This is a genomic window from Enterobacter sp. 3U4 (assembly GCF_057224565.1).
Map to the genome: position 1 here is coordinate 923,696 of NZ_CP136665.1, position 19,564 is coordinate 943,259.

Sequence of the window (19,564 nt, forward strand, 5' to 3'; positions counted from 1 at the left end):
GTAGAGGAATATAAACATGTCTAAAGTCGCTCTCATCACCGGCGTTACCGGGCAGGATGGTTCTTACCTGGCAGAGTTCCTGCTGGAAAAAGGTTATGAAGTACACGGCATTAAACGTCGTGCGTCTTCTTTCAACACCGAACGTGTGGATCATATCTATCAGGATCCTCACGCGGCGAACCCGAAATTCCACCTGCACTACGGCGACCTGACCGATACCTCCAACCTGACCCGTATCCTGCAGGAAGTGCAGCCGGATGAAGTGTACAACCTGGGCGCGATGAGCCACGTAGCGGTTTCCTTCGAGTCCCCGGAATACACCGCTGACGTTGATGCCATGGGTACGCTGCGTCTGCTGGAAGCGATCCGCTTCCTGGGCCTTGAGAAGAAAACGCGCTTCTACCAGGCGTCCACCTCTGAGCTGTACGGTCTGGTGCAGGAAATCCCACAGAAAGAGACCACGCCGTTCTACCCGCGCTCTCCATATGCGGTAGCAAAACTGTACGCTTACTGGATCACCGTAAACTACCGTGAATCCTACGGCATGTACGCCTGTAACGGCATTCTGTTCAACCACGAATCTCCACGTCGCGGCGAAACCTTCGTGACCCGCAAAATTACCCGCGCTATTGCCAACATTGCGCAGGGTCTGGAGTCTTGCCTGCACCTCGGCAACATGGATTCCCTGCGTGACTGGGGCCATGCCAAAGACTACGTGAAAATGCAGTGGATGATGCTGCAGCAGGAACAGCCGGAAGACTTCGTGATTGCGACCGGCGTGCAGTACTCCGTGCGTCAGTTCGTTGAAATGGCCGCGGCACAGCTGGGCATCAAGCTGCGCTTCGAAGGTACCGGCGTGGAAGAGAAAGGTATCGTGGTTTCTGTAACCGGCCACGACGCTCCGGGCGTGAAGCCAGGCGACGTGATTGTGCAAGTTGACCCGCGCTACTTCCGTCCTGCTGAAGTGGAAACCCTGCTGGGCGACCCAACCAAAGCGCACGAGAAGCTGGGCTGGAAACCAGAAATCACTCTGCAGGAGATGGTTTCCGAGATGGTAGCCAAAGATCTTGAAGCAGCGAAAAAACACTCCCTGCTCAAGTCTCATGGCTACGAGGTTGCCATCGCGCTGGAGTCCTGAGAATGACAAAACAACGTATTTTTGTCGCCGGTCATCGCGGAATGGTGGGTTCCGCGATTGTTCGCCAGCTGGAGCAGCGCGGTGACGTCGAAGTGGTTGTCCGTTCGCGCGACGAACTGAACCTGCTCGACAGCCGTGCGGTACAGAACTTCTTTGCTAACGAACGCATTGACCAGGTGTATCTGGCCGCGGCGAAGGTGGGCGGCATTGTCGCTAACAACACCTACCCGGCGGATTTCATCTACGAAAACATGATGATCGAGAGCAACATCATTCACGCGGCGCATCTGCACAACGTGAACAAGCTGCTGTTCCTGGGCTCATCCTGTATTTACCCGAAAATGGCGAAACAGCCGATCGCCGAAAGCGAGCTGCTGCAGGGCACGCTTGAAGCGACCAACGAGCCGTACGCAATTGCCAAGATTGCCGGGATCAAGCTGTGTGAGTCTTACAACCGTCAGTATAACCGCGACTATCGCTCGGTGATGCCGACCAACCTGTATGGACCGCACGACAACTTCCACCCGAGCAACTCGCACGTGATCCCGGCGCTGCTGCGTCGTTTCCACGAGGCAACCGCCGAGAACGCGCCGGACGTTGTGGTGTGGGGCAGCGGTACGCCGATGCGTGAATTCCTGCACGTGGACGACATGGCTGCGGCCAGCATTCACGTGATGGAGCTGGATCGCGAAGTGTGGCAGGAGAATACCGAGCCGATGCTGTCGCACATCAACGTTGGTACCGGCGTGGACTGCACTATTCGCGAGCTGGCGCAAACCATCGCGCAGGTGGTGGGCTACAAAGGTCGCGTGGTGTTTGACGCCACCAAGCCGGACGGCACGCCGCGCAAGCTGCTGGACGTGACCCGTCTGCATCAGCTGGGCTGGTATCACGAGGTGTCACTGGAGCAGGGGCTGGCCAGTACCTACCAGTGGTTCCTGGAAAACCAGCACCGCTTCCGGGGGTAACGATGTTTTTAAGTCAGGAAGATTTTGCCACGGTAGTGCGTTCCACTCCGCTCATCTCGATTGATTTGATCGTGGAGAACGAACGCGGCGAGTTCTTGCTGGGGAAACGAACCAACCGCCCTGCACAGGGCTTCTGGTTCGTGCCCGGCGGGCGCGTGCAAAAGGATGAGCGGCTTACCGATGCGTTTGAGCGTCTCACTCTGGCGGAACTGGGCCTGCAGCTGCCGATGGCGGCGGGCCAGTTTTACGGGGTCTGGCAGCACTTCTATGACGATAACTTTTCAGGCACCGGGTTCACCACGCACTACATCGTGCTGGGGTTCCGCCTGAAGGTGAGTGAGGCAGACCTGCGTCTGCCTGATTCTCAGCATGACGACTACCGCTGGCAGACGCCAGAGGCGCTGCTTGCCAGCGACAATGTGCATGACAACAGTCGTGCCTATTTCCTGGCCGATCGTCAGTCCGGAGTGCCGGGCTTATGAAAATTTTAGTGTACGGAATCAACTACTCGCCGGAATTAACCGGCATTGGGAAATACACCGGCGAGATGGTCGAGTGGATGGCGAGCCAGGGACATGACGTGCGGGTCATTACCGCGCCGCCGTACTACCCGGAGTGGAAAGTCGGGGAGCGCTACTCAAGCTGGCGCTACCGTCGCGAAGAGGGTGCAGCGACCGTCTGGCGCTGCCCGCTGTATGTGCCTAAGCAGCCCTCAACGCTTAAGCGGTTGATTCATCTCGGCAGCTTTGCCCTGAGCAGTTTCTTCCCGCTGATGGCGCAGCGTCGCTGGAAGCCGGATCGCATTATCGGCGTGGTGCCGACGCTGTTTTGCACGCCGGGCATGCGCCTGCTGGGCAAACTCTCCGGCGCGCGCACCCTGCTGCACATTCAGGATTATGAAGTTGACGCCATGCTGGGCCTGGGGATGGCAGGCAAAAGCAAGGGCGGCAAGGTAGCGAAGCTCGCCAGCGCGTTTGAGCGCAGTGGCTTACACAACGTGGACTATGTTTCGACTATCTCGCGCTCGATGATGAACAAGGCGCAGGAAAAGGGCGTCCCGGCAGAGAAGGTGATCTTCTTCCCGAACTGGTCCGAAGTGGCGCGTTTTCGCGACGTGACTGAGCAAGACGCCCAGTCGCTGCGCGCGCAGCTCGGTTTGCCTGAAGATCAAAAAATCATTCTTTACTCAGGCAATATCGGCGAAAAGCAGGGGCTGGAGAGCGTGATCGAGGCGGCTCAACTGCTGAACGAACATCCATGGATGTTTGTGATTGTCGGGCAGGGCGGTGGAAAAGCGCGGCTGGAAAAAATGGTCAGCGAACGCGGCCTGACCAACGTGAAATTCTTCCCGCTTCAGTCTTACGAGGCATTGCCTGCGCTGCTGAAGATGGGCGACTGCCATCTGGTGGTGCAAAAACGCGGCGCCGCGGATGCGGTGCTGCCGTCCAAGCTGACCAACATTCTGGCAGTGGGCGGAAACGCGGTGATTACGGCAGAAGCCGAAACAGAATTAGGCCAGCTGTGCGACAGCTATCCGGGAATTGCCGTGTGCGTGGAGCCGGAATCGGTCCCGGCGCTGGTCACCGGAATTGAGCAAGCGCTTGCCATGCCAAAAGTGAACACGGTGGCACGTGAATATGCCGAACGCACGCTCGAGAAAGAGAACGTGCTGAGCCAATTTATTGCAGATATACGGGGATAAATCATGAGTCAAACCACTTTGTATCCGGTTGTGATGGCTGGTGGCTCTGGTAGCCGGTTGTGGCCGCTGTCCCGCGTGCTCTATCCAAAACAGTTCCTCTGCCTGAAAGGGGATCTCACCATGCTGCAGACGACGGTAAACCGTCTGCACGGCGTGGAGTGTGAAAGCCCGGTGGTGATTTGTAACGAACAGCACCGCTTTATCGTTGCCGAGCAGCTGCGCCAGCTGAACAAACTTACTGAAAACATCATCCTGGAGCCTGCCGGACGCAACACCGCGCCTGCGATCGCCCTGGCGGCGCTGGCGGCAAAACGCAGCAGCCCGGACTGCGACCCGCTGATGCTGGTCCTGGCGGCAGACCACGTTATCCAGCAGGAAGACGCATTCCGCGACGCGGTGCGTGCGGCCATTCCTTATGCCGAGAGCGGCAAGCTGGTGACCTTCGGCATCGTGCCGGATCTGCCGGAAACCGGCTACGGCTACATCCGCCGCGGCAGCGTGACGCCGGGTGAAGGCGACAGCGTGGCGTTTGACGTGGCGCAGTTTGTTGAAAAACCGAATCTGGAAACCGCGCAGGCGTATGTCGCCAGCGGGGAGTATTACTGGAACAGCGGGATGTTCCTGCTCCGCGCCGGACGCTATCTGGAAGAGCTGCGCAAATATCGCCCGGATATTCTGAACGCCTGCGAGAAAGCGATGGCGGTGGTGGATCCGGATCTCGACTTCATCCGCGTGGATGAAAAGGCGTTCCTCGCCTGCCCGGAAGAGTCCATTGACTACGCGGTGATGGAACGTACGGCAGACGCCGTCGTGGTACCGATGGATGCGGGCTGGAGCGATGTCGGCTCCTGGTCCTCCCTGTGGGAGATCAGCGCCCACACCCCGGAGGGTAACGTCCACCACGGCGATGTTATTAGCCACAAAACGGAAAACAGCTACGTCTACGCCGAGTCCGGTCTGGTGACCACGGTCGGAGTGAAGGATCTGGTGGTTGTTCAGACCAAGGACGCCGTGCTGATTGCCGACCGTAACGCCGTGCAGGACGTTAAAAAAGTGGTGGAGCAGATCAAGGCGGATGGTCGCCACGAGCACCATATTCACCGCGAAGTCTACCGTCCATGGGGGAAATATGACTCCATTGATTCCGGTGACCGCTATCAGGTGAAACGCATCACCGTGAAGCCGGGCGAGGGGCTGTCGGTGCAGATGCACCATCACCGCGCCGAGCACTGGGTCGTGGTGGCGGGTACCGCGAAAGTGACTATTGACGGTGAAGTCAAACTGCTGGGTGAAAACGAGTCCATTTATATTCCGCTGGGGGCGACGCACTGTCTGGAGAACCCGGGGAAAATTCCTCTCGACTTAATTGAGGTGCGCTCCGGCTCGTATCTGGAAGAGGACGATATCGTGCGCTTCCAGGACCGCTACGGGCGGGTGTAGCACTCAGCATCATGCCCGGTGGCGCTGCGCTTACCGGGCCTACGAATGACAAAAAAATCAATTTGGCCATTTAGTGGTCAGGGCCGACTGTTGCCTGAAAAAGGGGTCATCATGGAAAAATTAACCTGTTTTAAAGCCTACGATATTCGCGGCAAGCTGGGCGAAGAGCTGAATGAAGACATCGCGTGGCGCATTGGCCGCGCGTACGGCGAATATTTAAAACCGCAGACCATCGTGCTGGGCGGCGACGTGCGTCTGACCAGCGAGTCCCTCAAGCTGGCCCTGGCGAAAGGGCTGCAGGACGCGGGCGTGGACGTGCTGGATATCGGTCTTTCCGGAACCGAAGAGATTTACTTTGCCACCTTCCACCTGGGCGTGGACGGCGGTATCGAAGTGACGGCCAGCCACAACCCGATGGATTACAACGGCATGAAGCTGGTGCGCAAGGGCGCTCGCCCGATTAGCGGCGACACCGGCCTGCGCGACGTGCAGCGTCTGGCGGAAGCTAATGATTTCCCGCCGGTGAACGAGGCGAAGCGCGGCAGCTACAAAAAAATCAACGTGCAGAAAGAGTACATCGACCACCTGCTGGGCTACATCAACGTGGCGAACCTGAAGCCGCTGAAGCTGGTGATTAACTCCGGTAACGGCGCGGCCGGCCCGGTTGTCGATGCCCTTGAAGCCCGCTTTAAGGCGCTGAACGTGCCGGTGACCTTCGTCAAGGTGCACAACACCCCGGACGGCAACTTCCCGAACGGTATTCCTAACCCGCTGCTGCCTGAGTGCCGCGACGACACCCGCAACGCGGTGATTGAGCACGGCGCGGACATGGGCATCGCCTTTGACGGTGACTTTGACCGCTGCTTCCTGTTCGACGAGAAAGGGCAGTTCATCGAGGGCTACTACATTGTCGGCCTGCTGGCGGAAGCGTTCCTTGAGAAAAACCCGGGCGCGAAAATCATTCATGACCCGCGCCTTTCCTGGAACACCGTCGACGTGGTGTCCGCGGCGGGCGGCACGCCGGTGATGTCCAAAACCGGCCATGCCTTCATCAAAGAGCGCATGCGCGAAGAAGACGCCATCTATGGCGGCGAGATGAGCGCCCACCACTACTTCCGTGACTTTGCCTACTGCGACAGCGGGATGATCCCGTGGCTGCTGGTGACCGAGCTGCTGTGCCTGAAGGGGCAGACGCTGGGCGAGCTGGTGCGCGATCGCATGGCGGCATTCCCGGCGAGCGGGGAGATCAACAGCAAGCTGGCGCAGCCGGCCGAGGCTATTGCCCGCGTGGAGCAACACTTTGCGATTCACGCGCTGGAAATTGACCGCACCGACGGCATCAGCATGGCGTTCCCGCAGTGGCGCTTTAACCTGCGCTCGTCCAACACCGAGCCGGTGGTGCGCCTGAACGTGGAGTCCCGTGCTGACACGGCGCTGATGGAAGCCCGAACGAAGGACATTCTGGCGCTGTTGAATCAGTAACAATTGCCCCTCCCGCTGGGAGGGGGAACCGAATACAGGAACAACGATGACGAATCTAAAAAAACGCGAACGAGCGAGAACGAATGCATCGTTAATCTCTATGGTGCAGCGTTTTTCTGATATCACCATCATGGTCGGTGGATTGTGGGCGGTGTGTCGGATCAGCGGGCTGCCGTTCTTATACATGCATCTGCTGATGGCCCTAATTGCGCTGGTCGTGTTTCAAATGATCGGCGGGATGACCGATTTCTACCGCTCGTGGCGCGGCGTGAAAATGACCACCGAACTGATGCTGTTGCTGCAGAACTGGACCCTGAGCCTGATCTTCAGCGCAGGCCTGGTAGCGTTCAGCCATGATTTTGACAATCGCCTCGTCACCTATCTCTGCTGGTATCTGTTAACCAGCGTCGGCATGGTGGTGTGCCGTTCCCTGATCCGCTTTGGCGCGGGCTGGCTGCGTAACCGCGGTTATAACCGTCGCTTCGTTGCCGTGGCGGGCGATCTGCCGGTCGGGAAGGTGCTGCTCGATAGCTTCCGCAAAGAGCCGTGGTTAGGGTTTGAAGTGGTAGGGATTTATCACGACGCGAAGCCGGGAGGCGTGCCTGCGGACTGGGCGGGCAATTACGAACAGCTTATTGAAGACGCGAAAGCCGGTAAAATTCATAACGTCTATATCGCCATGCAGATGAGAGACGAATCCCGCATTAAGCAACTGATGCGCGAGCTGGCGGATACAACCTGTTCGGTGATCCTGATCCCGGACGTCTTTACCTTCAACATCCTCCATTCACGCATTGAAGAAGTGAACGGCGTGCCGGTGGTACCACTGTACGACACCCCGCTGTCGGGCATTAACCGCGTGCTGAAGCGCGTGGAAGATATCGTGCTCTCTTCGCTGATCCTCCTGCTGATTTCGCCTGTTTTGTGCTGCATTGCCCTGGCGGTGAAGCTTAGCTCTCCCGGCCCGGTTATCTTCCGCCAGACCCGCTACGGTATGGACGGTAAGCCGATTATGGTGTGGAAATTCCGTTCCATGAAGGTGATGGAAAACGACAAAGTGGTGACCCAGGCAACGCAGAACGATCCGCGCGTCACCCGCGTGGGCAACTTCCTGCGCCGCACCTCGCTGGATGAACTGCCGCAGTTTATCAACGTCTTCACAGGCGGCATGTCGATTGTTGGCCCGCGTCCACACGCGGTGGCGCACAACGAGCAGTACCGTTCGCTGATTGAGGGCTACATGCTGCGCCATAAGGTGAAGCCGGGCATTACCGGTTGGGCGCAGATCAACGGCTGGCGCGGCGAAACCGACACGCTGGAAAAAATGGAAAAACGTATCGAATTCGATCTGGAGTACATCCGTGAATGGAGTATCTGGTTCGATATTAAGATTGTTTTTCTGACCATCTTCAAAGGTTTCGTGAACAAAGCGGCGTACTAAGATGAGCTTACGTGAAAAAACCATCAGCGGGGCGAAGTGGTCAGCGATGGCGACCATCGTCATCATTGGCCTCGGGCTGGTGCAGATGACCGTGCTGGCGCGCATTATTGATAATCACCAGTTCGGTCTGCTGACCGTCTCGCTGGTGATCATCGCGCTGGCCGATACGCTGTCTGATTTTGGTATTGCCAACTCGATTATCCAGCGCAAAGAGATAAGCCATCTCGAGCTGACTACGCTCTACTGGCTGAACGTGGGGCTCGGGATTTTCGTCTTCGTGCTGGTGTTCCTGCTGAGCGACACTATCGCCAGCGTGCTGCACAACCCGGATCTCGCTCCGCTGATGCGCACGCTGTCGTTTGCATTCGTGGTGATCCCCCACGGGCAGCAGTTCCGCGCGCTGATGCAGAAAGAGCTGGAGTTCAACAAGATCGGCATGATTGAAACCAGCGCGGTGCTGGCGGGCTTTACCTTTACCGTGGTGAGCGCCCATTTCTGGCCGCTGGCGATGACCGCCATCCTCGGTTACCTGGTGAACTCTGCCGTGCGCACGCTGCTGTTCGGCTATTTTGGCCGCAAGATCTACCGTCCGGGCCTGCACTTCTCGCTGGCGTCGGTGTCGTCTAACCTGCGCTTCGGCGCGTGGCTGACGGCGGACAGCATCATCAACTACGTGAACACCAACCTGTCGACGCTGGTGCTGGCGCGTATTCTCGGCGCGAGCGTGGCGGGGGGCTACAACCTGGCCTACAACGTCGCGGTAGTGCCGCCGATGAAGCTGAACCCGATAATCACCCGCGTTCTGTTCCCGGCGTTCGCCAAGATTCAGGACGACACCGAGAAGCTGCGCATCAACTTCTACAAGCTGCTTTCCGTGGTGGGGATTATCAACTTCCCCGTGCTGCTGGGGCTGATGGTGGTTTCCAGCAACTTTGTGCCGCTGGTGTTTGGCGAGAAGTGGAACGGCATCATCCCGATCCTGCAGCTGCTGTGCGTGGTGGGGCTACTGCGCTCCGTGGGGAATCCGATTGGTTCTCTGCTGATGGCAAAAGCGCGCGTGGACATCAGCTTTAAGTTCAACGTGTTCAAAACCTTCCTGTTTATTCCGGCAATTATCGTCGGCGGGCATATGGCGGGCGCCATCGGCGTCACGCTCGGGTTCCTGCTGGTGCAGATCGTCAATACCGTTCTGAGCTACTTCATCATGATCAAGCCGGTGCTGGGCTCCAGCTACCGACAGTACATCCTGAGCCTGTGGCTGCCGTTTTATCTCTCCTTACCCACTCTTGCGGTCAGCTATGGCCTGGGCGTGGTGCTCAGCGGTCATCTGCCGCTGGCCGCGCTGCTGGCGGTACAGGTCGCCGCGGGCGCGCTGGCGTTCGGCGTGATGATTGTGCTGTCGCGCAATGCGCTGGTGGTAGAGATGAAGCGCCAGTTTTGCCGTAACGAAAAAATGAAAACGCTGCTTCGCGCAGGCTAATTTTAAGAGGCCATTATGAAATTACTTATTCTTGGCAACCATACCTGCGGCAACCGTGGCGACAGCGCCATCCTGCGCGGTTTACTGGATGCGATTAACACCCTTAAGCCTGAGACCGAAGTGGACGTGATGAGCCGTTATCCGGTCAGCTCATCCTGGTTACTGAACCGCCCGGTGATGGGCGACCCGCTTTACAGCCAGATGAAACAGCACAACAACGCCGCGGGCGTGATGGGGCGCGTGAAGAAAGTCCTGCGTCGTCGCTACCAGCATCAGGTGCTGCTTTCCCGCGTGACCGATACCGGCAAGCTGCGCAACATCGCCATTGCCCAGGGCTTTACGGATTTCGTCCGTCTGCTCTCCGGCTATGACGCCATTATCCAGGTCGGCGGTTCGTTCTTCGTCGATCTCTACGGCGTGCCGCAGTTTGAGCATGCGCTCTGCACCTTTATGGCGAAAAAGCCGCTGTTTATGATTGGGCACAGCGTAGGGCCATTCCAGGATCCGCAGTTTAACCAGCTGGCGAACTACGTGTTCGGCCACTGCGACGCGCTGATCCTGCGCGAGTCGGTCAGCCTCGACATGATGAAGCGCAGCGAAATTGACACCTCAAAAGTTGAGCACGGCGTGGACACCGCCTGGCTGGTAGAGCACCAGGACGACAGCTTCCAGCCGAGCTACGCGGTACAGCACTGGCTCGACGTGGCGGCGAAACAGAAAACCGTCGCAATAACCCTGCGCGAGCTGGCGCCTTTTGATAAACGTTTAGGTACGACCCAGGCGGCGTATGAGAAAGCCTTCGCCGACGTGGTTAACCGCGTGCTGGACAGCGGGTACCAGGTGCTGGCGCTTTCAACCTGCACCGGCATCGACAGCTATAACAAAGACGATCGTATGGTGGCGCTGAACCTGCGCAACCTGGTTAACGATCCGTCCCGCTATCACGTAGTGATGGACGAACTGAACGACCTGGAGATGGGCAAGCTGCTCTCCGCCTGCGACCTGACCGTCGGTACGCGCTTGCACTCCGCCATTATCTCCATGAACTTTGGCACGCCGGCCATTGCCATCAACTATGAGCACAAATCAGCAGGCATCATGCAGCAGCTTGGTATGCCTGAAATGGCCGTGGATATCCGTCATCTGCTCGATGGTTCGCTCGGGGCGATGGTGGGCGATACGCTCGGCCAGCTGCCTGCGATCAATGAACGCCTGGCCGTGGCGGTGAAAGCCGAGCGTGAGAAGGGCATTGGGATGGTGAAATCGGTACTTGACCGCGTACGGGAGGGGAAATGAAGGTTGGTTTCTTCTTGCTGAAATTTCCGCTGTCGTCTGAAACGTTTGTCCTGAACCAAATCACCGCGTTTATCGATATGGGATATGACGTGGAGATTATCGCCCTGCAAAAGGGCGATACCAAAAATACCCATGCGGCGTATACCCAGTATGGGCTGGAGGCGAAAACCCGCTGGCTGCAGGATGAGCCGTCCGGGAAGCTGAGCAAGCTGCGCCACCGGGCCAGCCAGACGTTGCGCGGGATCCACCGTGCGTCGACCTGGCGGGCGCTGAATGTTTCCCGCTATGGGTCCGAATCCCGCAATCTGATTCTGTCGGCCATCTGCGGGCAAACGGCGAAGCCGTATCGTGCTGACGTGTTTATCGCCCACTTTGGACCGGCGGGCGTCACCGCCGCGAAGCTGCGCGAGCTGGGCGTGATTGACGGTAAAATTGCGACCATCTTCCACGGTATCGACATCTCCAGCCGGGAAGTGCTGAACCACTACACGCCGGAGTATCAGCAGCTGTTCAGACGCGGTGACATGATGCTGCCTATCAGCGACCTGTGGGCCGGACGCCTGAAAAACATGGGCTGTCCGGGAGAGAAAATTGCCGTTTCGCGAATGGGCGTGGATTTAACGCGCTTCACGCGTCGTCCTGTAAAGGTGCCGGGAACACCGTTGCAGATCATCTCCGTTGCTCGTCTGACCGAGAAGAAAGGGCTGCATGTGGCGATTGAAGCCTGCCGCCAGCTGAAAGCGCGCGGGGTGGATTTCCACTATCGCATTCTCGGCATTGGGCCGTGGGAGCGTCGTCTGCGCACGCTCATCGAACAGTATCAGCTGGAAGATGTCGTAGAGATGCCGGGCTTCAAGCCGAGCCACGAGGTCAAGGCCATGCTCGACGAGGCAGATGTCTTTCTGCTGCCCTCGGTGACGGGCGCCGATGGCGATATGGAAGGCATTCCGGTGGCGCTGATGGAGGCGATGGCCGTAGGTATTCCTGTGGTATCGACCCTGCACAGCGGGATCCCGGAGCTGATTAAGTCTGACCATTCCGGCTGGCTGGTGCCGGAGAATAACGCGATGGCCCTTGCGGACCGATTGGCAGCCTTCAGCGATATCGACCAGCAGGCGCTGGAGCCCGTGCTCCATAACGCCCGACAAAAAGTGGAAACCGATTTTAACCAGCAGGTGATTAACCGCCAGTTAGCGAGCCTGCTGCAAACGTTGTAACGCCGAGGATGTATGCTGAAAAAGATTACCCGACGCACCTTTGTCTCTTCTCTCTCCGTTCTGGCGGCCACGCCGCTGCTGTCGTCACGTATTGCGCGGGCGGCAAGCGGAAGAACGGTCTCTGTTAATCAGTACAATAACAACGACTGGATCGCCGCCTTTAAGCAGGCGTTTAATGATGGCGACACCGTCGTGGTCCCTGCCGGGCTCACCTGCGAAAACATCAACACGGGTATTTTCATTCCCGACGGTAAAACGCTGCTGATCCGCGGGGCATTAACCGGTAACGGGCGCGGCCGCTTTGTTCTGCAGGAAGGCAGCAAAGTGATAGGTGAAGGTGCTGGCCGCACGGAGAACATAACGCTCGACGTTCGCGGCTCTGACTGCGTCATCAAAGGGCTGGCCATGAGCGGTTTTGGCCCGGTGACGCAGATCTACATCGGTGGCAAGAAACCCAGCGTGATGCGCAATTTGCTGATTGATAACATCAGCGTGAGTCAGGCCAACTACGCCATCCTGCGCCAGGGTTTCCACAACCAGGTGGACGGTGCCCGCATCACCAACAGCAAATTTAGCCATCTGCAGGGTGATGCGATCGAGTGGAACGTCGCCATCAACGATCGTAATATCCTGATCTCCGACCATGTCATCGACAACATCAGCTGTACCAACGGCAAGATCAACTGGGGCATCGGCATTGGCCTCGCCGGCAGCACCTACGATAACGACTACCCGGAGAAGCAAACCGTCAAGAACTTCGTGGTGGCCAACATCACCGGCAGCAACTGTCGCCAGCTGGTGCACGTTGAAAACGGTAAGCATTTTGTTATCCGCAATATTAAGGCCAAAAATATTACTCCCGACTTCAGTAAAAAGGCGGGAATAGACAACGCCACGGTCGCCATTTATGGCTGTGATAATTTCATTATTGATAATGTCGATATGGTGAACAGCGCCGGAATGTTAATCGGCTATGGGGTGATAAAAGGCGATTATTTGTCCATCCCGCAGAACTTCAAGCTCAACAATATTCACCTCGATAATCGACAGCTTGCGTATAAATTGCGCGGAATACAGATTTCATCCGGTAATGCCACCTCGTTTGTGGCGATAACCAATGTGGAAATGCAGCGTGCTACGCTGGAACTGCACAACAAGCCGCAACATCTTTTTTTACGCAACATCAATGTGATGCAAGAAGCCGCCGTGGGGCCCGCCCTGAAGATCAACTTCGACCTGCGCAAGGATGTGCGGGGTAAATTCATGGCGAAAGACGAGACGCTGCTGTCGCTGGCGAACATAAAAGCTGTGAATGAGAAGGGGCAGAGTTCGGTGGATATTGACCGGGTCGATCAGCAGGTGGTGAATGTGGAAAGGCTTAACTTTGCGCTTCCGCACAGATAATCGACAATTATCTTTTTTAAGACTATTCCTGGCATAAAAGTGAGATCGAATCAGATTACAACTACAGAAATTGGTGATGCTAAGGCGTAACATTGCCTCTGGATTACGGCAAATCATGCTGGCGAAAACAGGTTTAAGAGCTATAATTCGTCAACCATTTTAAGGTGGAAGAAATAATGATTAATTTGAAAGCAGTCATTCCGGTAGCAGGCCTGGGCATGCATATGCTGCCAGCCACAAAAGCCATTCCTAAAGAGATGCTGCCGATCGTCGACAAGCCAATGATTCAGTACATTGTCGACGAGATTGTTGCTGCAGGGATCAAAGAAATCGTCCTGGTTACCCACTCGTCCAAGAATGCGGTAGAAAACCACTTCGACACCTCTTACGAACTTGAGGCGCTGCTGGAGCTGCGCGTTAAGCGCCAGCTGCTGGCGGAAGTTCAGTCTATTTGTCCGCCTGGCGTGACCATCATGAACGTGCGTCAGGCGCAGCCGCTGGGCCTGGGCCATTCTATTCTGTGTGCCCGTCCGGTTGTGGGTGATAACCCATTCATCGTCGTGCTGCCGGATATCATCATTGATACTGCTTCTGCCGACCCGCTGCGTTATAACCTCGCGGCAATGGTGGCGCGTTTCAATGAAACCGGCCGTAGCCAGGTGCTGGCGAAACGCATGAAGGGCGACCTCTCCGAGTACTCCGTTATTCAGACCAAAGAGCCGCTGGAGACAGAAGGGCAGGTGAGCCGCATCGTTGAGTTCATTGAAAAACCGGATCAGCCGCAGACGCTGGACTCAGACCTGATGGCTGTGGGTCGTTACGTTCTGAACGCCGATATCTGGGCAGAGCTGGAGAAAACCGAGCCAGGCGCCTGGGATCGTATTCAGCTCACCGACGCGATTGCCGAGCTGGCGAAAAAGCAGTCCGTGGATGCCATGCTGATGACCGGCGACAGCTATGACTGCGGTAAGAAAATGGGTTACATGCAGGCGTTCGTGAACTATGGGCTGCGCAACCTGAAGGAAGGGGCGAAGTTCCGTAAAAAGATCGAACAGCTGTTAGCTGAGTAGCTGCTTAGTTATTAGACAAACATAATGGCGGCAGAAGAGCAAATGATACATTGTCATCGCTCTCTGCCGTTTTCTATTTAAAAATCAGCGGGTCACGTACTGATGCCAGGAAACGCCATTAGGTTAAATCGTGGATTTTTTCTTGTTTTGATGTGCAATTAGGACCACAATATCAGATTAAATCTGTCATACACATTGTGTAAGAAAGAAAGGTTTTGAACAATTTGCCCATGGGTTTCAGTGAACTGGTAGCTGTTGAGCCAGGGGCGGTAGCGTTGAGTTTTCCAAATTAAATTGATATTACAAAGTGTAGGTCTCTATATGAAGCAAGCTTTATCGAGAATTAAAATAAAATTGTTATCATATTTTTATAAAAGAAAAAATCGGTCTACACAATTCGGTCGCTACACTGTTTTATTTCGTCGCGCAAATATAACTAATTCTATAGTAGGTGATTATACATATTTCGCAGGCACAGCCTCTGTAAACAATTGTCAGATTGGTAAATTTTGTTCTATTGCTGAAGGTGTTAAAATAGGTCTTGGAAAACATCCAGTTGATTTTTTCTCAACACATCCTATATTTTACTCTGAAAATACCTGTTTTCCATATAGATTGAAAAATCATAGAGTTAGTGAAAAAGTGATTGAGTCTATCGCTGAATCCGAGAAAATCATTATAGGCAATGATGTTTGGATTGGCGTAAATGCCATTGTAATGGATGGTGTGACTATTGGCGATGGAGCCGTCATTGGGGCTGGGGCGGTTGTTACCAAAGATGTTCAACCCTATACTATTGTAGGTGGTGTTCCTGCGAAATTCATACGGGATAGACAAAATATAAATTGTCCCTGGTGGGAGTTTGATGTAGATACCCTTGTAGATTTTTCCTCAAAATTTAAAAAGAGATTATAATGTACGAGTTGATGTTCAAGGTCAAACGAAAAATAGCCATACTTTTTTCTTCATTTATATTTCGCATTTCATTTAAAAAATTCGGGATTAAAAGTGGTATTTTTAAGCCTGATATATTGCAAGGCGTGAAGTATATAGAGGTTGGCGATAGAGTAGTAATTCAGCCGGGATTATGGGCCTTGGCATTAAAAATTGATAACCATAATCCGATTCTGAATATAGGTGATGACGTTTATATTGGTCGCTTTTTTCACATTGTAAGTGTTCGTCGTGTAGTTATCGAAAAGGATGTTCTTATCGCCGATAAGGTATATATCTCAGATAACCTTCATGAATACAAAGATATTCTGACTCCAGTAAGCCAGCAACCTGTTATATTCAAAGACGATGTAGTTATTAAAGAAGGCGCCTGGATAGGGGAAAATGTCTCTATAATTGGTGCTTGCATTGGTAGAAATAGCGTAGTCGCAGCAAACTCTGTAGTGACAAAAGATATACCTGATTATTCTGTTTGTGCTGGTGTACCTGCAAAAGTAATCAAAAAATACTGTTTCGAACGAAATGAATGGATAAGTGTTCTTTAACGCAATCCATTTTTACTTATTTGAGATAAAAAATGAAAATATTAGTTACTGGTGGTGCCGGGTTCATCGGTTCGGCATTAGCGCGTTACATTATTAAATCAACAACTGATTATGTGGTGAATGTTGATAAGTTAACCTATGCAGGTAACCTTCAGTCTTTAAAAGACATTGAAAATAGCGAACGTTATACTTTTGTTCATGCTGATATTTGCGATGCACAGGCGTTAGACGCAATCTTTTCAACTCATAAACCTGATGCGGTAATGCATCTGGCAGCAGAAAGTCACGTTGACCGTTCAATCACCGGCCCTGCTGCGTTTATTGAAACGAATATTGTTGGGACCTACGTCTTGCTTGAAGCAGCCAGAAAATACTGGCAAAACTTGGAAGGTGAAAAGAAACAGACATTCCGTTTCCATCATATTTCAACCGATGAAGTGTATGGTGATCTACCTCATCCTGATGAATGGGATAATAAAAAAAGTCTTCCATTATTTACTGAGCAAACCGCCTATGCTCCAAGTAGTCCTTACTCTGCCTCTAAAGCATCAAGCGATCATTTAGTTCGCGCGTGGCATCGTACTTATAATTTCCCAACTATTGTGACTAACTGTTCAAACAATTATGGTCCTTACCATTTTCCAGAAAAATTAATCCCGTTGGTAGTTCTCAATGCATTACAAGGAAAACCGTTGCCTATTTATGGTAAAGGCGATCAAATTCGTGACTGGTTATACGTTGAGGATCATGCCCGCGCACTCTATACCGTTATTACGCAAGGGAGCGTAGGTGAAACCTACAATATCGGCGGTTATAACGAGAAAAAGAATATTGAAGTAGTACAGACTATCTGCGATATCCTTGACGAAATAAAGCCGAAGAATACCTCGTACAGCGAACAAATCACTTATGTTGCCGATCGCCCAGGCCACGATCGGCGCTATGCAATTGATGCCAGTAAAATCACTCAAGAACTCGGCTGGAAACCTCAAGAGACATTTGAATCTGGTATTAAGAAAACGATTCATTGGTATCTTGATAACCAGGATTGGGTCCAAAATGTTATGAGCGGTGCCTATCAGGACTGGATCAACAAAAATTACGAACAACGCTAATCTTTTCAACCCCGTCATAAGAAGCATTGAACATGTCAAAAAGAAAAGGAATTATTTTAGCCGGTGGTTCAGGTACTCGCCTTTACCCTGTGACGATGGCGGTTAGTAAACAACTACTGCCAATCTATGATAAGCCGATGATTTATTACCCATTAAGCACGCTGATGCTTGCTGGCATTCGGGATATTCTCATTATAAGCACACCTCAGGATACCCCTCGCTTTGAGCAATTGCTTGGTAACGGTAAAAAATGGGGACTGAACATCGAATATAAGGTCCAGGAAAGTCCTGATGGCCTTGCTCAGGCATTTATTATTGGTGAAGAATTTATCGGAAACAATTCTTGTGCTTTAGTCCTTGGTGACAATGTTTTCTATGGTCACGATTTGCCAAAAGAACTTGAAATGGCAATGAATCAGGAAAAAGGAGCTACGGTCTTTGCCTATCATGTGAAAGACCCTGAACGCTATGGCGTGGTAGATTTCGATGAGAATGGCAAAGCGCTTTCTTTAGAAGAGAAACCACTAAAGCCAAAAAGTAATTACGCTGTGACTGGTCTCTATTTTTATGATAATGACGTCATAGAGATGGCTAAACAGCTGAAACCTTCAGCACGTGGTGAGTTAGAGATCACTGATATTAACCGCCTCTACCTGGAAAAAAATTCGCTCTCAGTTGCTATTATGGGACGAGGATATGCCTGGCTTGATACAGGAACGCATGAGAGTCTAATTGAGGCAGGTAACTTTATTCAGACGATCGAATCACGTCAGGGACTCAAAGTTTCTTGCCCAGAAGAGATAGCTTACCGTAAAGGTTTCATTGATAAGAAACAGTTAGCAAAATTAGCCAAAGAGCTCAATAAAAATGACTATGGCAAATATTTGCAGCATTTAGCTAAAGACTGAAATCCAACATTAAGTACTAAAAAGTATGAAAATTATTGAAACGCCCTTAAAAGATGCTGTAATTATTGAACCTAAAGTTTTTGGTGACGAACGTGGCTATTTCTTCGAAGTGTATCAGAAAAAACGTTACCAGGAATTAGGATTTGGTCTGGACTTTGTTCAGGATAATCGTTCTAAGTCGACGAAAAATGTTCTGCGCGGGCTTCATTTTCAGAAAACAAAGCCTCAGGGTAAGTTAGTCTCAGTAACCCAGGGTTCTGTTTTTGATGTGGCCGTTGATCTCCGCCCAGAATCACCAACATTTGGTCAGCATCATTCAGTCATTCTATCCGAAGATAATTTTCTTCAGTTTTATATTCCTCCTGGTTTCGCTCATGGTTTCTGTGTATTAAGTGATACTGCCAGTTTCCAGTACAAATGCACAGATTATTATGATCCAACCGATGAAGGTGGTCTTATCTGGAACGATCCAGATCTGGGTATAGAATGGCCAGTTTCTAATCCTGTAGTTTCTGCTAAAGATTGTATTTTACCTTCACTTGCAAGTATCAAAGAACAGATTCTTAAAGGCTGGAAAAATGGCTAAGTATACAGTTATTGGGGGTAACGGTTTTATTGGTTCACATATCGTTACATTGCTTAAAGAGCTAGGGCATGATGTCTTTGTTCCTGATCGTAATAGCTGCAATTCCCTCAATGGTGAGTTGGGCAAAGTCATTTATTGTGCTGGCAATGGTGATTGTGCAAAAAGTTATTTTTCTGTGCTGGAAGCAAATACGGTCTTGTTGGCAAAGTTACTGAAGGATGCGCAGTTTGAAAAGATGGTATATATATCCTCAACTCGAGTTTATATGAACCATCATAGCGCAAATGAAACTGACGATCTGATAGTAACAGCGGATGATAACAGGAAGCTTTTTAATCTGACCAAACTGGTAGCTGAGGAGCTGTGCCTTAAGAGCGAACGTGATGTTACTGTGGTTCGACCAAGCAATGTCTATGGTTTAGCGCTAAATAGTACATTATTCTTACCGTCAATTATCCGTCATGCCATTAATAATGGTGAAATCAATATGTTTGTTGCACCTGAATATGCTAAGGACTATGTTTCGGTCAATGATGTCGCTAATGCATGTGTGTGGTTGGCTGAAAACCAAAACGGCAATAAAGAAATATACAATGTCGCATCTGGATTTAACGTAACAGCAAAACAAATCGCTGATGTCATTGAAAAAGAGACGGCTTGTAAAGTTAACTGGCATGACGGTAATTTTCCGCGTGAAGAGTTTCCTGTTACCAGCATACGTAAATTAACTAATGAAATTCCGGATTATAAACCACAACATGTGCTTGATGATTTGAAAATTATGATAGCTAGTTATAAAGAAGAACTGGCGAGATAAA

General features: G+C 52.5%; 18 protein-coding genes. All 18 read left to right on the plus strand.

Annotated elements, in window-relative coordinates; translation table 11 throughout:
• Nucleotides 1-16: 16 nt before the first annotated feature.
• The gene (gene gmd / locus RVY89_RS04315; protein ID WP_014884502.1) at nt 17-1,138 is read left to right on the plus strand and encodes a GDP-mannose 4,6-dehydratase; all 1,122 of its coding nucleotides are present in this window, start codon (nt 17-19) and stop codon (nt 1,136-1,138) included.
• 2 nt (nt 1,139-1,140) lie between these two features.
• Entirely contained in the window at nt 1,141-2,106 is a 966-nt protein-coding gene (gene fcl, locus RVY89_RS04320) for a GDP-L-fucose synthase (RefSeq protein WP_484827004.1), read from the plus strand.
• 2 nt (nt 2,107-2,108) lie between these two features.
• Nucleotides 2,109-2,588 (plus strand): GDP-mannose mannosyl hydrolase, encoded by a 480-nt coding sequence (locus RVY89_RS04325; RefSeq protein WP_484827005.1) that lies wholly within the window; start codon nt 2,109-2,111, stop codon nt 2,586-2,588.
• Nucleotides 2,585-3,808: a colanic acid biosynthesis fucosyltransferase WcaI gene (wcaI, locus tag RVY89_RS04330; protein ID WP_484827006.1), complete on the plus strand. Its 1,224-nt coding sequence runs from the start codon at nt 2,585-2,587 to the stop codon at nt 3,806-3,808. The genes RVY89_RS04325 and wcaI overlap by 4 nt, the downstream gene beginning before the upstream one ends.
• A 3-nt stretch (nt 3,809-3,811) precedes the next feature.
• Nucleotides 3,812-5,248 (plus strand): mannose-1-phosphate guanyltransferase, encoded by a 1,437-nt coding sequence (cpsB, locus tag RVY89_RS04335; protein ID WP_484827007.1) that lies wholly within the window; start codon nt 3,812-3,814, stop codon nt 5,246-5,248.
• Between the two features lie 111 nt (nt 5,249-5,359).
• Nucleotides 5,360-6,730 (plus strand): colanic acid biosynthesis phosphomannomutase CpsG, encoded by a 1,371-nt coding sequence (gene cpsG, locus RVY89_RS04340; RefSeq protein ID WP_484827008.1) that lies wholly within the window; start codon nt 5,360-5,362, stop codon nt 6,728-6,730.
• Nucleotides 6,731-6,776: 46 nt separating this feature from the next.
• Nucleotides 6,777-8,171: an undecaprenyl-phosphate glucose phosphotransferase gene (gene wcaJ, locus RVY89_RS04345; RefSeq protein ID WP_484827009.1), complete on the plus strand. Its 1,395-nt coding sequence runs from the start codon at nt 6,777-6,779 to the stop codon at nt 8,169-8,171.
• Between the two features lies 1 nt (nt 8,172).
• Nucleotides 8,173-9,651, plus strand: a complete 1,479-nt coding sequence (gene wzxC / locus RVY89_RS04350) for a colanic acid undecaprenyl disphosphate flippase WzxC (RefSeq protein ID WP_484827010.1) — start codon at nt 8,173-8,175, stop codon at nt 9,649-9,651.
• 15 nt (nt 9,652-9,666) lie between these two features.
• Entirely contained in the window at nt 9,667-10,947 is a 1,281-nt protein-coding gene (wcaK, locus tag RVY89_RS04355; protein WP_371897233.1) for a colanic acid biosynthesis pyruvyl transferase WcaK, read from the plus strand.
• Nucleotides 10,944-12,164 (plus strand): colanic acid biosynthesis glycosyltransferase WcaL, encoded by a 1,221-nt coding sequence (wcaL, locus tag RVY89_RS04360; RefSeq protein ID WP_484827011.1) that lies wholly within the window; start codon nt 10,944-10,946, stop codon nt 12,162-12,164. Before wcaK ends, wcaL begins: the two co-directional genes overlap by 4 nt.
• Nucleotides 12,165-12,176: 12 nt before the next feature.
• Nucleotides 12,177-13,568: a colanic acid biosynthesis protein WcaM gene (gene wcaM, locus RVY89_RS04365; RefSeq protein WP_484827012.1), complete on the plus strand. Its 1,392-nt coding sequence runs from the start codon at nt 12,177-12,179 to the stop codon at nt 13,566-13,568.
• 176 nt (nt 13,569-13,744) lie between these two features.
• On the plus strand, nt 13,745-14,638 hold the full coding sequence (gene galF / locus RVY89_RS04370; protein WP_484827013.1) for a GalU regulator GalF: 894 nt from the start codon (nt 13,745-13,747) through the stop codon (nt 14,636-14,638).
• Between the two features lie 321 nt (nt 14,639-14,959).
• A complete protein-coding gene (locus RVY89_RS04375; protein WP_484827014.1) occupies nt 14,960-15,553 on the plus strand; it encodes a CatB-related O-acetyltransferase in 594 nt (197 codons plus the stop codon).
• On the plus strand, nt 15,553-16,137 hold the full coding sequence (locus RVY89_RS04380) for an acyltransferase (protein WP_484827015.1): 585 nt from the start codon (nt 15,553-15,555) through the stop codon (nt 16,135-16,137). Before RVY89_RS04375 ends, RVY89_RS04380 begins: the two co-directional genes overlap by 1 nt.
• 32 nt (nt 16,138-16,169) lie before the next feature.
• A complete protein-coding gene (rfbB, locus tag RVY89_RS04385; RefSeq protein WP_484827016.1) occupies nt 16,170-17,252 on the plus strand; it encodes a dTDP-glucose 4,6-dehydratase in 1,083 nt (360 codons plus the stop codon).
• A 32-nt stretch (nt 17,253-17,284) separates the two neighbouring features.
• On the plus strand, nt 17,285-18,160 hold the full coding sequence (gene rfbA, locus RVY89_RS04390; protein ID WP_484827017.1) for a glucose-1-phosphate thymidylyltransferase RfbA: 876 nt from the start codon (nt 17,285-17,287) through the stop codon (nt 18,158-18,160).
• 25 nt (nt 18,161-18,185) lie between these two features.
• A complete protein-coding gene (gene rfbC / locus RVY89_RS04395; RefSeq protein WP_484827018.1) occupies nt 18,186-18,746 on the plus strand; it encodes a dTDP-4-dehydrorhamnose 3,5-epimerase in 561 nt (186 codons plus the stop codon).
• Nucleotides 18,739-19,563 (plus strand): NAD-dependent epimerase/dehydratase family protein, encoded by an 825-nt coding sequence (locus tag RVY89_RS04400; RefSeq protein ID WP_484827019.1) that lies wholly within the window; start codon nt 18,739-18,741, stop codon nt 19,561-19,563. The genes rfbC and RVY89_RS04400 overlap by 8 nt, the downstream gene beginning before the upstream one ends.
• Nucleotide 19,564 lies beyond the last annotated feature (1 nt).